Raw genomic sequence first — 16137 nt, forward strand, 5'->3', positions numbered from 1 at the left:
GCGGGACCACTGACGACGGGTGATTCACGCCTCACTCCAGCACCGGGACGAAGACCGCCAGGAGCAGGTACGCGGTCGGCAGCGCGAAGAGGATCGAATCCAACCGGTCCATCAGGCCGCCGTGCCCCGGGAGCAGGTTGCTCATGTCCTTCACCCCGAGGTCCCGCTTGATCATGGACTCGGCGAGGTCACCGAGGACGGCGGCGCCGGAGACCGCCAACCCGAAGAGCGCGCCCCACCACGGGGCCACGTCCAGGAGCAGCCAGAGCAGCAGGGCGCTGCCCAGCGCCGCGGCGGCGACCGAGCCGGCGAAGCCCTCCCAGGACTTCTTCGGGCTCACCGAGGGGGCCATCGGGTGCTTGCCGAAGCTGACGCCGGCGGCGTACCCGCCGGTGTCGGAGAGGACCACCGCGGCCAGCGTCACCAGCACCCGCAGGTCACCGTCCTCGGGCACCGCCGCCAGCAGCGCGGCGAAGCCGCCGAGGAACGGGACGTACACCGCGATGAGGGTGGCGGCGGTCAGGTCGCGCTGGAAGCCGCCCGGCCCGTCGCCGAGCCGCCAGACCATGGTGCCCAGCACGGTCACCAGCAGGCCGAGGCTGAGCGCGTCGGGACCGGAGAACCAGGCCAGCCCGATGGTGAGCACCCCGCCGGCGATCAGCGGCACCAGCGGTGGGTGCGCGCCGCTGCGGCGTACCGCCCGGGCCATCTCCCACATGCCGACGGCGACCGCCGCTGCCACCACCACCAGGAAGGCGGTCCGGTAGAAGAACAGCGGCACCACGATCAGGGCGCCGAGGCCCACGCCGACGGCGATGGCCGCCGGGAGGTTGCGCCCGGCCCGGCTCGGGACGGGCTGCCGGGTCGGGGGCCGGTCGGCGCCGGCCCGGCGTCGACCGCGCTGCCGGCGGCCCGGGGGCCGCGCGGGCTCCGGCTCCGGCTCGACGTCCCGGACCGGTTCGAGCTGGGTGGTCGGGTATTCGGAGTCGTCGGGATGGTCGCGGTGGCCGTTCATCGCCGCCGGGTCACCGGCCGCCGCCACGTCGGCCTGCGGACGGGAGCGGGCCGGCGCCTCGGCGTACGCGTCGGGGAGCACGGCGGGCCGGCGGTGCCACTGGCCCGGATCGATCTCGGGCTCCGGCCAGGGGAGGGCGGGCGCCGGTGCGGGGGCGGGAGCGTCGGGGCGGTCCCAGCCGCGGGGCTCGGCGCTGCCGTGGGGATCGAGGTGGGACATCACGCACCGAGCGGGACCGGTACGAGATCCACCAGATGACGCACAACCACAACCATTCCCCTACCGCGCGACTGTTCCGTCCGGTCGACCCGCCCGACGGCCGGCCGATCCCCAGCGTTCACCGCAGGGTGGCCGGGAATCCTGCCGAGCCTACTGCACCCACCGATCCCTCACGTCGGACCGGCCCCGTGCGGCCCTCCTACGACGGTGGCACCGGGCCCGCCGCCCGTGATCGGACGGTGGAGCGCCGGTGCCACGATGCCGTCGTCGCCGGTAAGGTGCCGGCGTACGGCTCACACCTCGAGAAGCTCGTTCTCCTTGTGCTTGACCAGGTCGTCGACGGCGGCGACGAAGCGCTGGGTCAGGTCGTCGAGTTCCTTCTCGGCGCGGCGGCCGTCGTCCTCGCCGACCTCGCCGTCCTTGACGAGCCGGTCCAGCTCTTCCTTGCCCTTGCGGCGGATGTTGCGGATGGCCACCTTGGCCTCCTCGCCCTTGTGCCGGGCGACCTTGATCATCTCTCGGCGGCGCTCCTCGGTCATCTGCGGGAGCAGGATGCGGAGCTGGTTGCCCTCGTTGTTCGGGTTGGCGCCGAGGTCGGAGTCGCGGATCGCCTTCTCCATGGCGTTGATCTGCGAGTTGTCGTACGGCTTGATGATCACCATGCGCGGCTCGGGAACCCCGATGGACGCCATCTGGGGCAGCGGCGTGGGGCTGCCGTAGTAGTCGATGATGATCTTGGAGAACATGGCGGCGTTGGCGCGACCGGTGCGGATCGCGCCGAACTCCTCCTTGGCGTGCTCGATCGCACGCTCCATCTTCTCCTCGGCCTCGAGGAGGGTGTCGTCGATCACCGGTCTCCTCGCCTCCTTCTGTGCTCGTCGTGGGCTTGTCGTGTCGGAGGAACCGCTGAGGTCGGGGTCAGACCGCTCAGGCGGTGATCAGGGTGCCGATCTTGTCGCCACCCACGGCCCGGATGATGGTGTCGTCGCCCTGCGCGCCGAAGACCAGCATCGGCAGGCCGTTCTCCATGCACAGGCTGAACGCGGCGGCGTCGGCGACCCGCAGGTTACGCCGCAGCACCTCGGAGAAGGTGATCGAGTCGAACTTGCTGGCGGTCGGGTCGAGGCGCGGGTCGGCGGTGTAGACGCCGTCCACGCCGTTCTTGCTCATCAGCACCACGTCGGCGCGGATCTCCAGGGCCCGCTGGGCGGCCACCGTGTCGGTGGAGAAGTAGGGCATCCCGGCGCCCGCGCCGAAGATCACCACGCGGCCCTTCTCCAGGTGCCGGATGGCGCGCAGCGGGATGTAGGGCTCGGCGACCTGGGCCATCGTGATCGCGCTCTGCACGCGCGTCTCGATGCCCTCCTTCTCCAGGAAGTCCTGCAACGCGAGGCAGTTCATCACGGTGCCGAGCATGCCCATGTAGTCGGCCCGGGCCCGGTCCATGCCGCGCTTCTGCAACTCCGCGCCCCGGAAGAAGTTGCCGCCGCCGACCACCACCGAGACCTGCACGCCGCGGCGGACCACGGTGGCGATCTGCCGGGCGATGGCCTGTACGACGTCCGGGTCCACCCCGATCGCGCCCCCGCCGAACACCTCACCGGAGAGCTTCAGCACCACCCGGCGGGCCCGACCGGGGGGTGGCGCCGTCGGATCGTCCGCCGCCAGACTCCGGTCACTCACAACCTGCGTCATCCGCCCCGCCCTTCCCCATGCGCACGTCCCGTACGCCCCGTACCGCGAAACTGCCGTAGCCGACCCTATGTGACGAGGAGGCCGCGGTGCCTGTCACGTACACCGGCGGCCTCCTCGTCGACGTTTCCCTGCCCGCGGCGCGCGGAGCGCCCGGGGCGGCTCAGGCCTGGCCGACCTCGAACCGCACGAAGCGGGTGACCTCGATGCCGGCCTCGGCCAGCAGCTGCTTCACCGACTTCTTGTTGTCGGCGACCGACGCCTGCTCCAGCAGGACGTAGTCCTTGAAGAACGCGTTCACCCGACCCTCGACGATCTTCGGCAGGGCCGCCTCGGGCTTGTTCTCCTCGCGGGCGGTCTGCTCGGCGATGCGCCGCTCGGACTCGACGACGTCGGCCGGCACCTCGTCCCGGGTGAGGTACTTCGGCCGCATGGCGGCGATCTGCATCGCCACACCCCGGGCGTCCGAGTCGGACGCCTCGTCGCCGGCCGTGCTCGTGTACTGCACCAGCACGCCGACCGCCGGGGGCAGGTCCTGGCTCTTGCGGTGCAGGTAGACGGCGGTGGTGCCGTCGAGCTTGGCGAAGCGGTTGAGGACGAGCTTCTCGCCGATCTTGGCGGACTGCTCCTGCACCAGGTCGGCGACGGTCTTGCCGTCCAGCTCGGTGGCGAGCAGCTCCTCGGCGGTGCCGACGCCGCTGCGCTCGCCGTGCTCCACCAGCTGCTGGGCCAGCTCGATGAAGGCGTCGGTCTTGGCGACGAAGTCGGTCTCGCAGTTGAGTTCGAGCAGCGCCTTGCCGGAGTGGGCGATCAGACCGTTGGCGGCCGTACGGCCGGCCCGCTTGCCGACGTCCTTGGCGCCCTTGACGCGCAGGATCTCGACGGCCTTGTCGAAGTCGCCCTCGGCCTCGGTCAGCGCCTTCTTGCAGTCCATCATGCCGGCGCCGGTGAGGTCGCGGAGCTTCTTGACGTCCGCGGCGGTGAAGTTGGACATGGCTCTCTCTTCGGTGTTGAGACTGCGGGTGGGTTGGTCCTGGTGCCGGTTACCCGGATCCGGGCGCGACGTGCCCGGCGTACCTGCCGCTCCCCGCCGCCCGGGAGAACGGGCGGCGGGAAAGCGGCGGTGCGGTCACTCCGCGGCGGCGGTCGCCGGCTGCTCGACCGGCTGGGCCTGCTCGGCCCGCGGGGCCTGCTCGGCCTGCGGAGCCTGCTCGACCGGCTGGGCCTGCTCGGCCTGCGGGGCCTGCTCGGCCTGCGGGGCCTGCTCGGCCTGCGGAGCCTGCTCGGCCTGCGGGGCCTGCTCGGCCTGGGGGGCCTGCTCGTCGGCCTTCTTCGGCTCCTCGAGCAGCTCGCGCTCCCACTCGGCCAGCGGCTCGTCGGAGGCGACGCCCGGCTCCGGCTTCTCGTCGCTGCCACGACGACGGCCGGAACGGGCGATCAGGCCGTCGGCGACGGCGGCGGCCACGACCTTGGTCAGCAGCTCGGCCGAGCGGATCGCGTCGTCGTTGCCCGGGATCGGGAAGTCGACCTCGTCCGGGTCGCAGTTGGTGTCCAGCACCGCGATCACCGGGATGCCCAGCTTGCGGGCCTCGTCGACGGCGATGTGCTCCTTCTTGGTGTCGACCACCCAGATCGCGGCCGGGAGCTTCTGCATGTCCCGCAGACCGCCGAGCGTGCGGGTCAGCTTGATCTTCTCGCGGGAGAGCTGCAGGGTCTCCTTCTTGGTGTAGCCGGCGGCGGTGCCGCTCAGGTCACCCAGAGCCTCCAGCTCCTTCATCCGCTGGAGCCGCTTGTAGACCGTCTGGAAGTTGGTCAGCATGCCGCCGAGCCAGCGGTGGTTGACGTACGGCTGACCGACCCGGGTCGCCTGCTCGGCGATGGCCTCCTGGGCCTGCTTCTTGGTGCCGACGAAGAGGATGCTGCCACCCTCGGCGACGGTCCCGCGCACGAACGAGTAGGCCTTCTCGATGTAGTCGAGGGTCTGGCGCAGGTCGATGATGTAGATACCGTTGCGCTCGGTGAAGATGAAACGCTTCATCTTCGGGTTCCAGCGCCGGGTCTGGTGCCCGAAGTGGACACCGCTCTCCAGCAGCTGACGCATGGTCACGACGGCCATGGTGGGGTACTCCTCGTGGTCCCTGGTTGTCCCGCCCGGCCAGGCGGCCGGGCGTCCTGGCGCCCGGTCGGCGGCCATGGCGGGCCCGACCAAGATCGGGACCAGGGAGGCCGTCGCCCCACGACGGCTCGTGGAGAGGGCGCGCGAGGTCGACCGCGCGAGGCGGTCGCCAGTCGACCAGTGTACGCCCCTTCCCCGCCCCCGATGCCTCGGGTGCGGGGAAGGGGTCGGAACGCCCATTTCCGGCACTCGGCGCGCCCGCCCGGGCCGGTGCTCGCCGTCAGGCGGAGCACTCTCTGCGGGCGTCAGACGCAGCGGTCCCGCCAGCGTCAGGCCCGAGGGCGCCAGGCCCCGGCAGCGTCAGGCCCGAGGGCGCCAGGTCCCGACGGTCGAGGGTCAGCCGACCGCGAGGGCGGCGGCGACGAAGAGCACCAGGCCGACGGTCAGGTACGCCGTCGGCGGGCGCAGCCAGCCCCGACTCCCCTCCGCCAGCGACAGCCCGCCGGTGCGCAGCCCGTACAGGCCGATCGCGAAGATCGGCAGGCCGCAGACCAGGAAGATCCCCACCACGACGTCGGCGGCCGAGACCGGGTCGCCGGTCACGCCGCTGATCAGCACCCGCATCGCGGGCACCTCGAACACCAGGACCAGCAGGGTGAAGAGCGCGGCCAGCACCGGCCGCCGGGTCCGGTAGACCCCGTCGCCCGCCGGCGCTCCGGGGTGCGGGGCGACCACCGGCGGGTACGCCGGCAGCTCCCCCGGCGCGAGGTCGCCGCGGGGCGCGATCGGCGGCATCGGCCCGGTCGGCATCTCCAACGGGTTCGGGGGCGCGACCGGCCGGACCGGCTCGTCGACCGGCGTCTCCGCCGGGCTCGCGGCCTCGGCCACCCGACCGGGCGCGACGATCGGATAACCGCCCAACGGGGCGGGGCGGGTCGGCTCCGTGGTCCGCTCCACGGGAACCGCCCCGGCCAGGGCGTCGACGCCCGACGTCGACAGCGCGTCGCGCGTCTCCCTCGATTCCCGGGCGGCCCGCCGGCCCGGACGGTCGGCGGGCAGTTCCCCCGAGACGTCCGGGTCCGCCTCGGCCCGACGCGAGCGGCTCGCCCGGTACCCCTCGGTCTCCGACCGGGCGTCCCCGAGCGGCGGCACCGCCGCGAAGCGCCCCGAATCGCCCTCGCCGTACCTTCCGGGCTCCGATCCCACGACGGCGAACCGGCCGGAGTCCTCGGGGCCGGTGACGGCGAACCGGCCGGAGTCCTCCGGTCCCGTCACGGTGAACCGGCCCGGGTCCTCCCGCCCCGTGGCCGCGAACCGGCCCGAGTCCTCCGGTCCGCCGAAGCGGCCCCGGTCGGTGTCGACGGCTCCGAAGCGGCCCGAGTCGGGCTCGACGGCTGCGAAGCGCCCGGAGTCGGGCTCGACGGCCCCGAAGCGGCCCGAGTCGGGCTCCGTCGACGCGCCGAAGCGTCCTGGTTCACCGCGCCGGGTCCCCACGGAGTCGCCGTAGCGGTCGTCCTCCGCGGCCCGGCGCTGCTCGGGGGCGTTCAGGTCGTCGTCCCGGTATCGGCTCTCGGCCGGACCGCGCCAGTCCGCCTCCCCGTAGCCGCTCTCACGGTCACGGTCGCGGTCGGCCGGATACCAGCGCGACTCCTGATCTTCGACAAAGTTCCGTCGTCCGTCCACGTCCGGCACCGTATGCGACCGGCTCCACGGGCGCCATTCGCCCCCGGGACACCCGCACTCCCGCGAGCGTCGGTCACCGCGCGGCGCTGGGCGGGGACGGCGACGGGCGGGGACGGCGACGGGCGGGCAGGGCCAGCTCAGCGGGGCGCCGCGTGGCTCCTGACGGCGGTCCACCGGGGCGGGCCGCGTAGCACGACGAGGGCATGATCGTCCGTCCGTCCACAGCACCTCCGTCGTCCACAGGTTCCGGGGCGCGAGGCGGCGGCTGCCCGCCCGCCGGGTGCACGGTGCCGGACATGACGAAGCGGAACCAGGCGGTCGGCGCGTACGGGGAGCGGTGCGCCGTCCGGCACCTGATCGGGGCGGGACTGCGCCCGGTGGCCCGGAACTGGCGCTGCCCGGCCGGAGAGATCGACATCATCGCCTGGGACGGGCCGGTGCTCGCCTTCTGCGAGGTGAAGACCCGCCGCACCGACGAGTTCGGGCCGCCGGCGGAGGCGGTCGTACCGGCCAAGGCGCGGCGCCTGCGCGGGCTCGCCGCACGGTGGCTCGCCGACACCGGCACCACCGCCGACGAGGTGCGCTTCGACGTCGTCTCGGTACGCCTCACCGGCGCCGGCGCCGCCCGGGTCGAACACCTCAAGGGGGCGTTCTGATGGCCGGGCCCGGCGTCGAGCGACGGCGGGCGGCGTCGTGAGCTACGCGAAGGTGCTCTGCGTGGGCCTGGTGGGTGTCACCGGGCACCTGGTGGAGGTCGAGGCCGACCTGGCGGCCGGCCTGCCGGCTGTCGTCATCTCGGGGCTGCCGGACACCGCCCTGCACGAGGCCCGGGACCGGGTCCGCGCGGCCGTGGTCAACTCCGGCCAGCGCTGGCCCAACCGGCGGATCACCCTCAACCTGCTGCCGGCCGACCTGCCGAAGTTCGGCTCCGCGTTCGACCTGGCGATCGCGGCGGCCCTGCTGGGCGGCTCCGGCGAGCTGCCGCTGCTGCCCCTGGAACACGTGGTGGTCCTGGGCGAGCTGGGCCTCGACGGCGCGGTCCGGCCGGTGCGCGGTGTGCTGCCGATGGTCGCCGCGGCCGCCCGGGCCGGCGTCGGGAAGGTGATCGTTCCGGCCGGCAACGCCGCCGAGGCGGCGGTCGTCCCCGGGGTCCGGGTCCGGGCCGTCGACACGCTGCACCGGCTGGTCAGCTTCATCCGCGACGGCTCGCCCCTGATCGAGCCGGAGTCCGACGGGCCGCCGCCGACCGGCGGCGGGCCCGACCTGGCCGAGGTCGCCGGGCAGGGGCTGGGCCGCAGGGCGCTGGAGGTGGCCGCGGCGGGCGGGCACCATCTGGCGCTGGTCGGGCCGCCGGGAGCCGGCAAGACCATGCTCGCCGAGCGCCTCCCGTCGATCCTGCCCGAGCTGGACGACGAGGCCGCACTGGAGGTCACCGCGCTGCACTCCATCGCCGGGCTGCTGCCGCCGGGCGGCCGGTTGCTGCGCCGCCCGCCCTTCCAGGCACCGCACCACACGGCGACGGTGCCGTCGCTGGTCGGCGGCGGTTCCGGGCTGGCCCGCCCCGGCGCGATCTCGCTCGCCCACCGGGGCGTGCTCTTCCTCGACGAGGCGCCCGAGTTCAGCCGGGGCGCGCTGGAGGCGCTGCGTCAGCCGCTGGAGAACGGCCGGGTCCGGCTCGTCCGCAGCCGAGGCGGCGCCGAGTACCCGGCCCGTACGCAGCTGGTGCTGGCGGCCAACCCGTGCCCGTGCGCCAAGCCGGCCGGGGACGCGTACTGCGAGTGCCCGCCGCAGGCCCGGCGGCGCTACCTCAGCCGGCTCTCCGGGCCGCTGCTGGACCGGATCGACGTGCAGGTGAAGCTGCCGCCCGTCCGGGCGGCCGAGCTGATGGAGGCCACCGTCGACAGCGAGGCGTCCGCCACCGTCGCCGCGCGGGTGGCGGTGGCCCGGCGGGCGGCGGCCGCGCGCTGGGCGGTGCTCGGCCACCGGCTCAACGCCGAGATACCCGGCCCGTACCTGCGCCGCCCGCCCTGGCGGTTGCCCGGGCCGGACACGGCCGAGCTGCGGGCCCGGCTGGACGCCGGGTCGCTGTCGGCCCGGGGCTTCGACCGGATCATCCGCCTGGCCTGGACTATCGCGGATCTGGACGGTCGGGACCGTCCCGACCGGGAGGACGTCCGGGAGGCCATCCAACTGAGGACGGGGGACGCGACGTGAGCACCGACGAGGAGACCCTGGCCAGGGTGGCGCTCACCTGGCTCGCCGAGCCGGGCACCTGGTCGGTGCACCGGCTGGTCGACCGGCTCGGCCCGACGGCAGCGCTCGACCTGCTGCTCGACGGGGGCGCACCGGAGGAGACGCTGCGCAACACCGTGGCGGCCCGTTGCGCGGCCGGCGACGCCCGGGCCGTCGCGGCCGAGGCGCTGGCCCGCACGGACCGGCTCGGCGCCCGGATCGTCGTCCCCGGCGACGACGAGTGGCCCGTCCGGGTCGGCGACCTGCGCCGGCTCCGGCTGCCCGGCGCCTACCGGCGGGTGGACGTCGAGACCGCCCCGCCGCTCTGCTTCTGGGTACGCGGCTCGTGGCCGCTCGCAGAGGCGTTCGACCGCTCCGTCGCGGTCGTCGGTGCCCGCGCCGCCACCGGGTACGGCACGCACGTCGCCACGGAACTCGGCTACGGGCTGGCCGACCGGGACTGGACCGTCGTCTCGGGCGGAGCCTTCGGCATCGACGCCGCCGCCCACCGGGGCGCGCTCAACGCCAGCGGCCTCACCGTGGCGGTGCTCGCCTGCGGCGTGGACCGTCCCTACCCGATGGGCAACGCGGCGCTGTTCGACCGGATCGCCGACACCGGGCTGCTGGTCAGCGAGTGGATGCCGGGAGCCGATCCGCTCCGGCCCCGGTTCCTCATCCGCAACCGGGTGATCGCGGCGGGCACCCTCGGCACGGTGCTGGTGGAGGCGGCCGCCCGAAGCGGTGCCACCCAGACCACCCACCGGGCGCTCGCACTGGGCAAACCCGGCATGGTGGTGCCCGGCCCGGTCACCTCGGCGATGTCCGTCGGCGCGCACGAGACGCTGCGGGAGTACCCGAGGGCCCGGCTGGTGACCGGCGTCGCGCAGGTGCTGGAGGAGGTCGGGCGGATCGGCGACCTGGCGCCCGTACCGCGCGGCCCGCAGCAACCGGTCGACCTGCTCGACGACGACGCACGGGCCGTCGTCGAGGCGTTGCCCCGTCGGGGCGCGGTCGGCGTGGACGTCCTCGCCGCGCGGGCCGGGGTGCCCGTCCGTACCGCCCTGCGGAAGCTGTCGATGCTCGAGGAACTGGCCCTGGTGCTCCGCCGCGACGACGGGTACGCCCTCGCGCCCCCGCCGGCCCGGAAGGCGACCGCCGGGCGACCGGCGACGCCGGACAGACCGTGAACCGGCGGACGGACCGCGAACCGCCGTCAGTCACCCTCGAAGCGGATCTCCATCGCGCGGTCCTGCCGGCAGCGCCGCGCCAACCGGTCGAGCCGGCGCACGTGCGTCAGCTCCGGCGTCGACCGGGCCACCTCGGCGAGGCAGCGCACCTCGGCGAGGAGCTGCGGCGTCTGGCCGGCGGGGACCACCAGCTCACCGACCGGATCCACCCGGTCGAGCAGCGGGGTACGCCCGGCGCCACGGACCCGCCGGACGAGGTTCAGCAGTACGTCGTCGGGATCGGGCAGCACCTCGGCCGGCACGAGGCGACGCCGGTCGGAGCCCACCCCGACCACCCGGTAGAGGACGACGTCCACCCCCATGTCCGGTCCCCCTTCGTCGAGCCTGATCCCGTCGTCGCGCGGCGACCACGACCAGGGCCCACACCCGTTGGTACGACAAGTCTGCGCGCACCGGCCCACGCAATCCATCACCCGTGCCGCGCGTCCGTGCCGGAAGCACCCACGAGCCGGCTCGGCCGGGCGCCTCCCGGGCGCCCGGCCACCCCGGCACCCTGCCGGTGACGCCAGGCGACCGGTGCCCGGCCCGGCCACGGCCCGGTGCCCTGCCGGTGGCCTTGGACGGCCGTAGGCTGGTCCCGTGCCGCCCGAGGATCCGCCGCCCACCGCCGCCACGGCCTCGATCCGCACCAAGGTGTACCGAGGGGTGCGGCTTCCCGTGCGGCCCGGCCAGGCGGCGCCCCCGGCTCGGCCTGGCCGGGCGCCAGGGCCCACGCGAGGCACGCCGGGCGCCCGGCGGGCGGCTGCGAGGGGGTCGCGGTGAGCCGGGAGGCGAACGGCACCCGGGCGACCCACGAGGCCCTCCCACCCGCGATGCGCGAGGTGGTGGACGACTTCGCCGGGCACCTCGCCTCGGTGCGCAACCGGTCCGCCCACACCGTCCGGGCGTACGTCGGTGACGTGGTGTCCCTGTTGGACCACGCCCACCGGATGGGCTGCGCCGGACTGCCGGAGCTGGACCTCGCCGTGCTGCGCAGTTGGCTGGCGAAGCAGCGGACGATGGGGGCCGCACGGACGTCGCTCGCCCGCCGGGCGGCCTCGGCGCGGACGTTCAGCGCGTGGGCGCACCGCGCCGGGCTGCTCCCCGCCGACGTGGCCGGCGCCCTGTCCAGCCCACGCGCCCACCGGGACCTGCCGACCGTGCTGCGCGCCGACCAGGCGGCCGCCCTGGTCGAAGCGCCGGGCCGCTTCGCCCCGGCCGTGCCGCCGTCCCCACCCGCCGGGGACGACGACTCCCGACCCTCGTCACCCGCCGGGAATGACTCCGGGCCGTCGTCCCCCGACGGGAAGGGCTCCCGACCGTCGACGCCCGACGGGGATGACACCCAGCCGGCGTCGCCAGGGTCGTCGGGTCCTCCCCCTGCGGCGGCTGACGGCGTCGCCGAGGCGGTACTGCTGCGGGACCGCGTGCTGCTGGAGCTGCTCTACGGCACGGGGGTGCGGATCAGCGAGGCGTGCGGCCTCGACGTCGCCGACGTCGACCACGCGCGACGGGTCGTGCGGGTGTTCGGCAAGGGCGGCCGGGAACGCGCCGTGCCGTACGGGGTGCCGGCGCAGCGGGCGCTCGACGAGTGGCTGCGCCACGGCCGGCCGGCGCTGGCCGCACCGCACTCCCGCGACGCGCTGCTGCTCGGCGCCCGCGGCGGACGGCTCAACCCGACGACGGCGCGGCGGATCGTCGGCGGGTACGCGGCGGCGACCGGCCTGCCCCCGATAAGCCCGCACGGGCTGCGGCACTCGGCGGCGACCCACCTGCTCGAGGGCGGCGCCGACCTGCGGGCGGTGCAGGAGTTGCTGGGACACTCGTCCCTGGCGAGCACCCAGATCTACACCCACGTGTCCGTGGAGCGGCTCCGCGCCGCCTACCGCCAGGCCCACCCCCGCGCCTGAGTCCCGCCGTCGCGGGCCACCCCGCGCCCGCGTGGCACGGTCGGCGGCCGGACGCCCGTGGGTGGACACGGCCGAATTCCGCAACCGGCAGACGACGACCTGGCAGGCAAAGGCCGGTTGCTCAGGCCCGACGCGGCGACGAACCCGGCCCGTCGGGGGCCGAGCCCCGCAGCACGACGTGCGGCTCGCGCCCGAGGTCCAGGCACATCCGCACGTCGTCGTAGCGTTCGTCGCCCACCTCGATGACGTTCGGCAGCCGCCCCCACTCGCGGAAGCCGAGGCGCTCGTACAGCTCGATGGCGCCGTGGTTGTTGCCGCGCACGCCCAGCGCGAGGGTCTCGATGCCGGCCTTGCGGGCGTCGTCGATCAGCGCGCCGGTGACGAGCCGACCGATGCCGCGGCCACGGGCGGCGGGGTGTGCGGTGACCTTCTCCAGGTCGGCGTGGTGGGTGAAGATCGGCTTCGGACCGCGCCGCCACGTCCCGGTCCCCACCACCCGGTCGCCGAGCACGGCGAGGACCAGCGCGGCGTCGCCGGTCGCGACGAGACCGAGCACCCCGTCCAGCCATGCGTCGGTCTCGGCGCGGCCGGGCGGGACCACGTAGCCGATCGCACCGCCCCGCTCGGCCACCGCGTGCAGCACCCGGTGCACCTCGGCGCGGAGCTGCCGGTCGGCGGCGGTCGGCCAGCGCAGTTCGACGTCCATGACCAGCGATTCTCCGGGATCGAGGACGGTCTACCGGCATCGGCTCGACGGCACCGTGTCCCGGACGATCGCCCCCGACCGTCGTGCCCGCCGGACCGTACCGGCGGAACGGCGGCGGGAGATCGACCGGTCGCTACGATCACCGGGTGAGCCTCCCGCAGCCGCCCGAGCCGATCGCGGCAGCCCGCCTGCTCTTCTCGCTCGACCCGGCCGTCAGCCATTTGAACCACGGTTCGTTCGGCGCGGTACCGATCGCCGTGCAGCGGGCACAGCAGCGGCTGCGCGACGAGATGGAGGCCAACCCGCTGCGTTTCCTCACGCAGGGTCTGGTCGACCGGATCGCCCACACCCGCCGGCACCTGGCCGGCTTCCTGGGCGCCGACCCGGACGGCACCGCCCTGGTCCCGAACGCCACCACCGGAGTGGCGCTGGTGCTCCAGTCGCTCGGCCTGCGTCCCGGCGACGAGGTGCTCACCACCGACCACGGCTACGGCGCGGTCGGCCTCTCGATCGCCCGGGAGTGCCGGCGTACGGGGGCGGTCACCCGGGCGCTGCCCGTCCCGTTGGCCGCCTCGGGCGAGGAGATCGTCCAGATCGTCCGCGCCGGACTGCGCCCCGGCCGGACCCGGCTGCTCGTCGTGGACCAGCTCACCTCGGCCACCGCCCGGCTCTTTCCCGTCGCCGCGATCGTCGGCGTGGCCCGGGAGCACGGGATACCCGTCCTCGTCGACGCCGCGCACGCCCCGGGCATGCTGCCGGCACCGGTGGGCGACGTCGGCGCCGACTTCTGGGTGGGCAACCTGCACAAGTGGGCGTACGCGCCGCGCGGCACCGCCGTGCTGGCGGTCGCCCCGCCGTGGCGGGAGCGGATCGAGCCGCTGGTCGTCTCCTGGGAGCAGGAGTCGGGGTTTCCCGGCCGCGTCGAGTGGGCGGCGACGCAGGACTACACGGGCTGGCTGGCCGCGCCGGTGGGCCTGTTCACGCTGCGCAGCCTCGGCGTCGACCGGGTACGCGGGCACAACGCCGCGCTGGCGGCGTACGGCCAGCGGGTGCTGGGGGACGCGCTCGGGGTGGCGCCCGCCGACCTGCCGGACCCCGGCGGACCCGGGGTCGCCATGCGTATCGTCCCGCTGCCGCCGGGCCTGGACACCACGTTCGACGCGGCGCGGGCGCTGCGGGAACGGATCGCCGAGCGGCTCGCCACCGAGGTCGCCGTCATGGCCTGGAACGGACGCGGCTGGCTGCGGCTCTGTGCCCAGGTCTACAACACGCCGGACGAGTACGAGCGGCTCTCGGTGCGGCTGCCCCCGCTGCTCGCCCAGCGCTGAGGGCGGGGCCGGCGCCGTCGAGCCCGCCGCCCCCAGCGGGGTCGGCGCCGTCGAGCGGCAGCAGCCGCACGGGTCCCAGGCCGAGCAGGGCCAGCGGATCGAGGTAGTCGGCGCCGCGCCGCAGCCCCCAGTGCAGGCAGGCGGTAGCGGGACAGCCCGGGTGACCGGAGAGGAGGGCGCCCAGCGGTGCCCCGGCGGTCAGGTGGTCGCCGGGGCGCACCGCCGGCGACACCGGCTCGTGGGTGGTCCGCAGGCCGTCGGCGTGCCCGACCGTGACGACGGGGCGGCCGGCGACCAGGCCGGCGAAGAGCACCGTGCCGGCACCGGCGGACCGCACGGTGGCGCCCGGCGCGGCGGCCAGGTCGACGCCCCGGTGGCCGGGCAGCCACGGCCGGGGCGGCGGGTCGAACCGGCGCACCGGGCGCGGGACGCCGTCGAGCGGCCACCGCAACCGCGTCGCGCGGGGCGGCGCGGCCCCGGGGGGCGACGCCACGACGCCTGCGGAAGCGGGCGGCCGGGCGGCCGCCGACACCGGCGGGGAGGCGGGGGCGGCGGCAGGCCCGAGGGGCAGCAGGGCGGCGCAGAGCACGGCGGCGCCGGTACGCGTGGCTGGTCGCATGGGGCGCAGCCTGCCGGCGGGTGTCCGCCCCCGCCACCCGCGACGCCCGCTCCTGTGGACGGCGGGTGTCCTGTGGACGGACCACCGGAGGACGGGCCGATCTGCTACGGGCCGGCGGCCGGCCGGTCACGGGGCGGCGCGACCGCCGACGGACGCCCGGCCCGTCGGGCGGCCCCGGGAGCGGCGGCGGGCACCGGCGAGGCCCTAGGCTGGGACGGGCGACACGGCGGAGCCGCCGCCGTCCCACCGGGGAGGCCACGATGACCACTGTGGACGACGTCAGCCGGCCCTCCCGCGTGGCGGAGCCCGGCGAGGGGATCACCGCCGAGGAGTTGCAGCTCGCCGCCCGCAACCACGGCATCCCGCTGGAGGCGCTGCGCTACGACGTGACCCCGGCCGGCCTGCACTACCTGCTCATCCACTACGACATCCCGGATGTCGACCCGGCCACGCACGCGCTGACCGTTGCCGGCGCGGTGGACCGGCCGCTGACCCTCGATCTCGCCGCGCTGCGCGAGCGGCCCCGGGTCACCCGCCGGGTCACGCTGGAGTGCGCCGGCAACGGGCGCGCCCTGCTGCATCCGCGACCGGTGAGCCAGCCGTGGCTGGTCGAGGCGGTCGGCAACGCGGAGTGGACCGGCACCCCGCTGGCGCCGCTGCTGCGCGAGGCGGGGATCGCCGCCGACGCCGTCGACGTGGTGTTCACGGGTGCCGACCACGGCGTGGAACGCGGCGTCGAGCAGGACTACCAGCGGGCGCTGCCGGCCGCCGACGCGCTGCGCGAGGAGGTGCTGCTGGCGTACGAGATGAACGGCGCTCCGCTGCTGCCGCAGCACGGTGCCCCGCTGCGGCTGATCGTGCCCGGCTGGTACGGCATGGCGCACGTCAAGTGGCTGCGCGCGATCGACGTACGCACCGAGGCGTTCGACGGCTACCAGAACGCGGTCGCCTACCGGCTGCGCCGGGACGCGGCCGACCCCGGGGTGCCGGTGACCCGGATCGAGCCGCGCGCGCTGGTCCGGCCGCCCGGCTTCCCCGACTTCATGTCCCGCACCCGCGTGCTGCGGCCCGGTCCGTGCACGCTGGACGGTCGCGCCTGGTCCGGCCACGCCCCGGTCGTCTCGGTGGAGGTGACCACCGACGGCGGGGCCAGTTGGCGACCGGCCATCCTGGACGAGCAGGTCGGCGGGGAGTTCGCCTGGCGCCGGTGGCGGTACGAGTGGACGGCGCCGCCGGGCAGGCACGTCCTCGGGGCCCGCGCCACCGACGCCTCCGGCCGCAGCCAGCCGGTCGAGCAGCCGTGGAACCGGGGCGGCTTCGCCAACAACCTCGTGCAGCGCGTCGAGGTCGTGGTGCTGTCGGAATGAACCCGGCCGGGGCGGAGAGGGGCG

14 protein-coding genes and 1 pseudogene are annotated in these 16137 nt (G+C 75.3%); 6 read left to right on the forward strand and 9 right to left on the reverse strand.

Annotated features, from left to right (window positions below; all coding sequences use genetic code 11):
- Window positions 1-31 precede the first annotated feature (31 nt).
- The 6 genes from ACFHW0_RS04010 to ACFHW0_RS04035 all read right to left on the reverse strand — a co-directional run bounded on the left by ACFHW0_RS04010 (window position 32) and on the right by ACFHW0_RS04035 (window position 6734).
- A complete protein-coding gene (locus ACFHW0_RS04010) occupies window positions 32-1234 on the reverse strand; it encodes a phosphatidate cytidylyltransferase (protein ID WP_416605529.1) in 1203 nt (400 codons plus the stop codon).
- A 293-nt stretch (window positions 1235-1527) separates the two neighbouring features.
- Window positions 1528-2085: a ribosome recycling factor gene (gene frr / locus ACFHW0_RS04015; RefSeq protein ID WP_089001534.1), complete on the reverse strand. Its 558-nt coding sequence runs from the start codon at window positions 2083-2085 to the stop codon at window positions 1528-1530.
- Between the two features lie 76 nt (window positions 2086-2161).
- Window positions 2162-2929, reverse strand: coding sequence for a UMP kinase (gene pyrH, locus ACFHW0_RS04020; RefSeq protein WP_416605530.1), 768 nt, complete (start codon window positions 2927-2929; stop codon window positions 2162-2164).
- A gap of 160 nt (window positions 2930-3089) precedes the next feature.
- Window positions 3090-3920 (reverse strand): translation elongation factor Ts, encoded by an 831-nt coding sequence (gene tsf, locus ACFHW0_RS04025; protein ID WP_121396087.1) that lies wholly within the window; start codon window positions 3918-3920, stop codon window positions 3090-3092.
- 135 nt (window positions 3921-4055) lie between these two features.
- A complete protein-coding gene (gene rpsB, locus ACFHW0_RS04030; RefSeq protein ID WP_416605531.1) occupies window positions 4056-5042 on the reverse strand; it encodes a 30S ribosomal protein S2 in 987 nt (328 codons plus the stop codon).
- Between the two features lie 396 nt (window positions 5043-5438).
- Complete coding sequence (locus ACFHW0_RS04035) at window positions 5439-6734, reverse strand: hypothetical protein (RefSeq protein ID WP_416605532.1); 1296 nt, start codon at window positions 6732-6734, stop codon at window positions 5439-5441.
- 287 nt (window positions 6735-7021) lie between these two features.
- Here ACFHW0_RS04035 and ACFHW0_RS04040 point away from each other — a divergent pair, with 287 nt between their 5' ends.
- Genes ACFHW0_RS04040 through ACFHW0_RS04050 form a run of 3 tightly spaced genes read left to right on the forward strand, consistent with a single transcriptional unit; the run spans window position 7022 to window position 10144 of the window.
- Complete coding sequence (locus ACFHW0_RS04040) at window positions 7022-7381, forward strand: YraN family protein (RefSeq protein ID WP_121396090.1); 360 nt, start codon at window positions 7022-7024, stop codon at window positions 7379-7381.
- Window positions 7382-7418: 37 nt separating this feature from the next.
- The gene (locus ACFHW0_RS04045; RefSeq protein ID WP_416605533.1) at window positions 7419-8939 is read left to right on the forward strand and encodes a YifB family Mg chelatase-like AAA ATPase; all 1521 of its coding nucleotides are present in this window, start codon (window positions 7419-7421) and stop codon (window positions 8937-8939) included.
- Entirely contained in the window at window positions 8849-10144 is a 1296-nt protein-coding gene (locus tag ACFHW0_RS04050) for a DNA-processing protein DprA (RefSeq protein ID WP_416605738.1), read from the forward strand. Before ACFHW0_RS04045 ends, ACFHW0_RS04050 begins: the two co-directional genes overlap by 91 nt.
- A gap of 26 nt (window positions 10145-10170) precedes the next feature.
- On the opposite strand, the gene ACFHW0_RS04055 is transcribed toward ACFHW0_RS04050, so the two are convergent.
- Complete coding sequence (locus ACFHW0_RS04055; RefSeq protein WP_416605534.1) at window positions 10171-10506, reverse strand: hypothetical protein; 336 nt, start codon at window positions 10504-10506, stop codon at window positions 10171-10173.
- 510 nt (window positions 10507-11016) lie between these two features.
- Between ACFHW0_RS04055 and ACFHW0_RS04060 the strand changes: the two genes are divergently transcribed.
- A complete protein-coding gene (locus ACFHW0_RS04060) occupies window positions 11017-12093 on the forward strand; it encodes a tyrosine recombinase XerC (RefSeq protein WP_416605739.1) in 1077 nt (358 codons plus the stop codon).
- A gap of 121 nt (window positions 12094-12214) precedes the next feature.
- On the opposite strand, the gene ACFHW0_RS04065 is transcribed toward ACFHW0_RS04060, so the two are convergent.
- Window positions 12215-12799, reverse strand: coding sequence for a GNAT family N-acetyltransferase (locus ACFHW0_RS04065; RefSeq protein ID WP_416605535.1), 585 nt, complete (start codon window positions 12797-12799; stop codon window positions 12215-12217).
- 146 nt (window positions 12800-12945) lie between these two features.
- On the opposite strand from ACFHW0_RS04065, the gene ACFHW0_RS04070 reads away from it, so the two are divergent.
- Window positions 12946-14127: an aminotransferase class V-fold PLP-dependent enzyme gene (locus tag ACFHW0_RS04070; protein ID WP_416605536.1), complete on the forward strand. Its 1182-nt coding sequence runs from the start codon at window positions 12946-12948 to the stop codon at window positions 14125-14127.
- Window positions 14128-14173: 46 nt separating this feature from the next.
- Here ACFHW0_RS04070 and ACFHW0_RS04075 read toward each other — a convergent pair.
- Window positions 14174-14746 (reverse strand): annotated as a pseudogene (locus ACFHW0_RS04075) (murein hydrolase activator EnvC family protein); the annotation flags it as partial.
- 260 nt (window positions 14747-15006) lie between these two features.
- Between ACFHW0_RS04075 and ACFHW0_RS04080 the strand changes: the two are divergent.
- On the forward strand, window positions 15007-16113 hold the full coding sequence (locus ACFHW0_RS04080) for a sulfite oxidase (RefSeq protein WP_416605537.1): 1107 nt from the start codon (window positions 15007-15009) through the stop codon (window positions 16111-16113).
- Window positions 16114-16137: the final 24 nt, after the last annotated feature.

Source organism: Micromonospora sp. LOL_025, assembly GCF_048060285.1.
Classification (GTDB): domain Bacteria; phylum Actinomycetota; class Actinomycetes; order Mycobacteriales; family Micromonosporaceae; genus Micromonospora.

Excerpts from the sequence above, each read along its gene's own strand:
- ACFHW0_RS04080 (WP_416605537.1), top strand. The coding sequence starts at position 15,007 with ATGACCACTGTGGACGACGTCAGCCGGCCCTCCCGCGTGGCGGAGCCC.
- ACFHW0_RS04060 (WP_416605739.1), top strand. The coding sequence starts at position 11,017 with ATGCGCGAGGTGGTGGACGACTTCGCCGGGCACCTCGCCTCGGTGCGC.
- tsf (WP_121396087.1), bottom strand. The coding sequence starts at position 3,920 with ATGTCCAACTTCACCGCCGCGGACGTCAAGAAGCTCCGCGACCTCACC.
- pyrH (WP_416605530.1), bottom strand. The coding sequence starts at position 2,929 with ATGACGCAGGTTGTGAGTGACCGGAGTCTGGCGGCGGACGATCCGACG.
- ACFHW0_RS04065 (WP_416605535.1), bottom strand. The coding sequence starts at position 12,799 with ATGGACGTCGAACTGCGCTGGCCGACCGCCGCCGACCGGCAGCTCCGC.
- ACFHW0_RS04010 (WP_416605529.1), bottom strand. The coding sequence starts at position 1,234 with ATGTCCCACCTCGATCCCCACGGCAGCGCCGAGCCCCGCGGCTGGGAC.
- ACFHW0_RS04055 (WP_416605534.1), bottom strand. The coding sequence starts at position 10,506 with ATGGGGGTGGACGTCGTCCTCTACCGGGTGGTCGGGGTGGGCTCCGAC.
- ACFHW0_RS04040 (WP_121396090.1), top strand. The coding sequence starts at position 7,022 with ATGACGAAGCGGAACCAGGCGGTCGGCGCGTACGGGGAGCGGTGCGCC.
- rpsB (WP_416605531.1), bottom strand. The coding sequence starts at position 5,042 with ATGGCCGTCGTGACCATGCGTCAGCTGCTGGAGAGCGGTGTCCACTTC.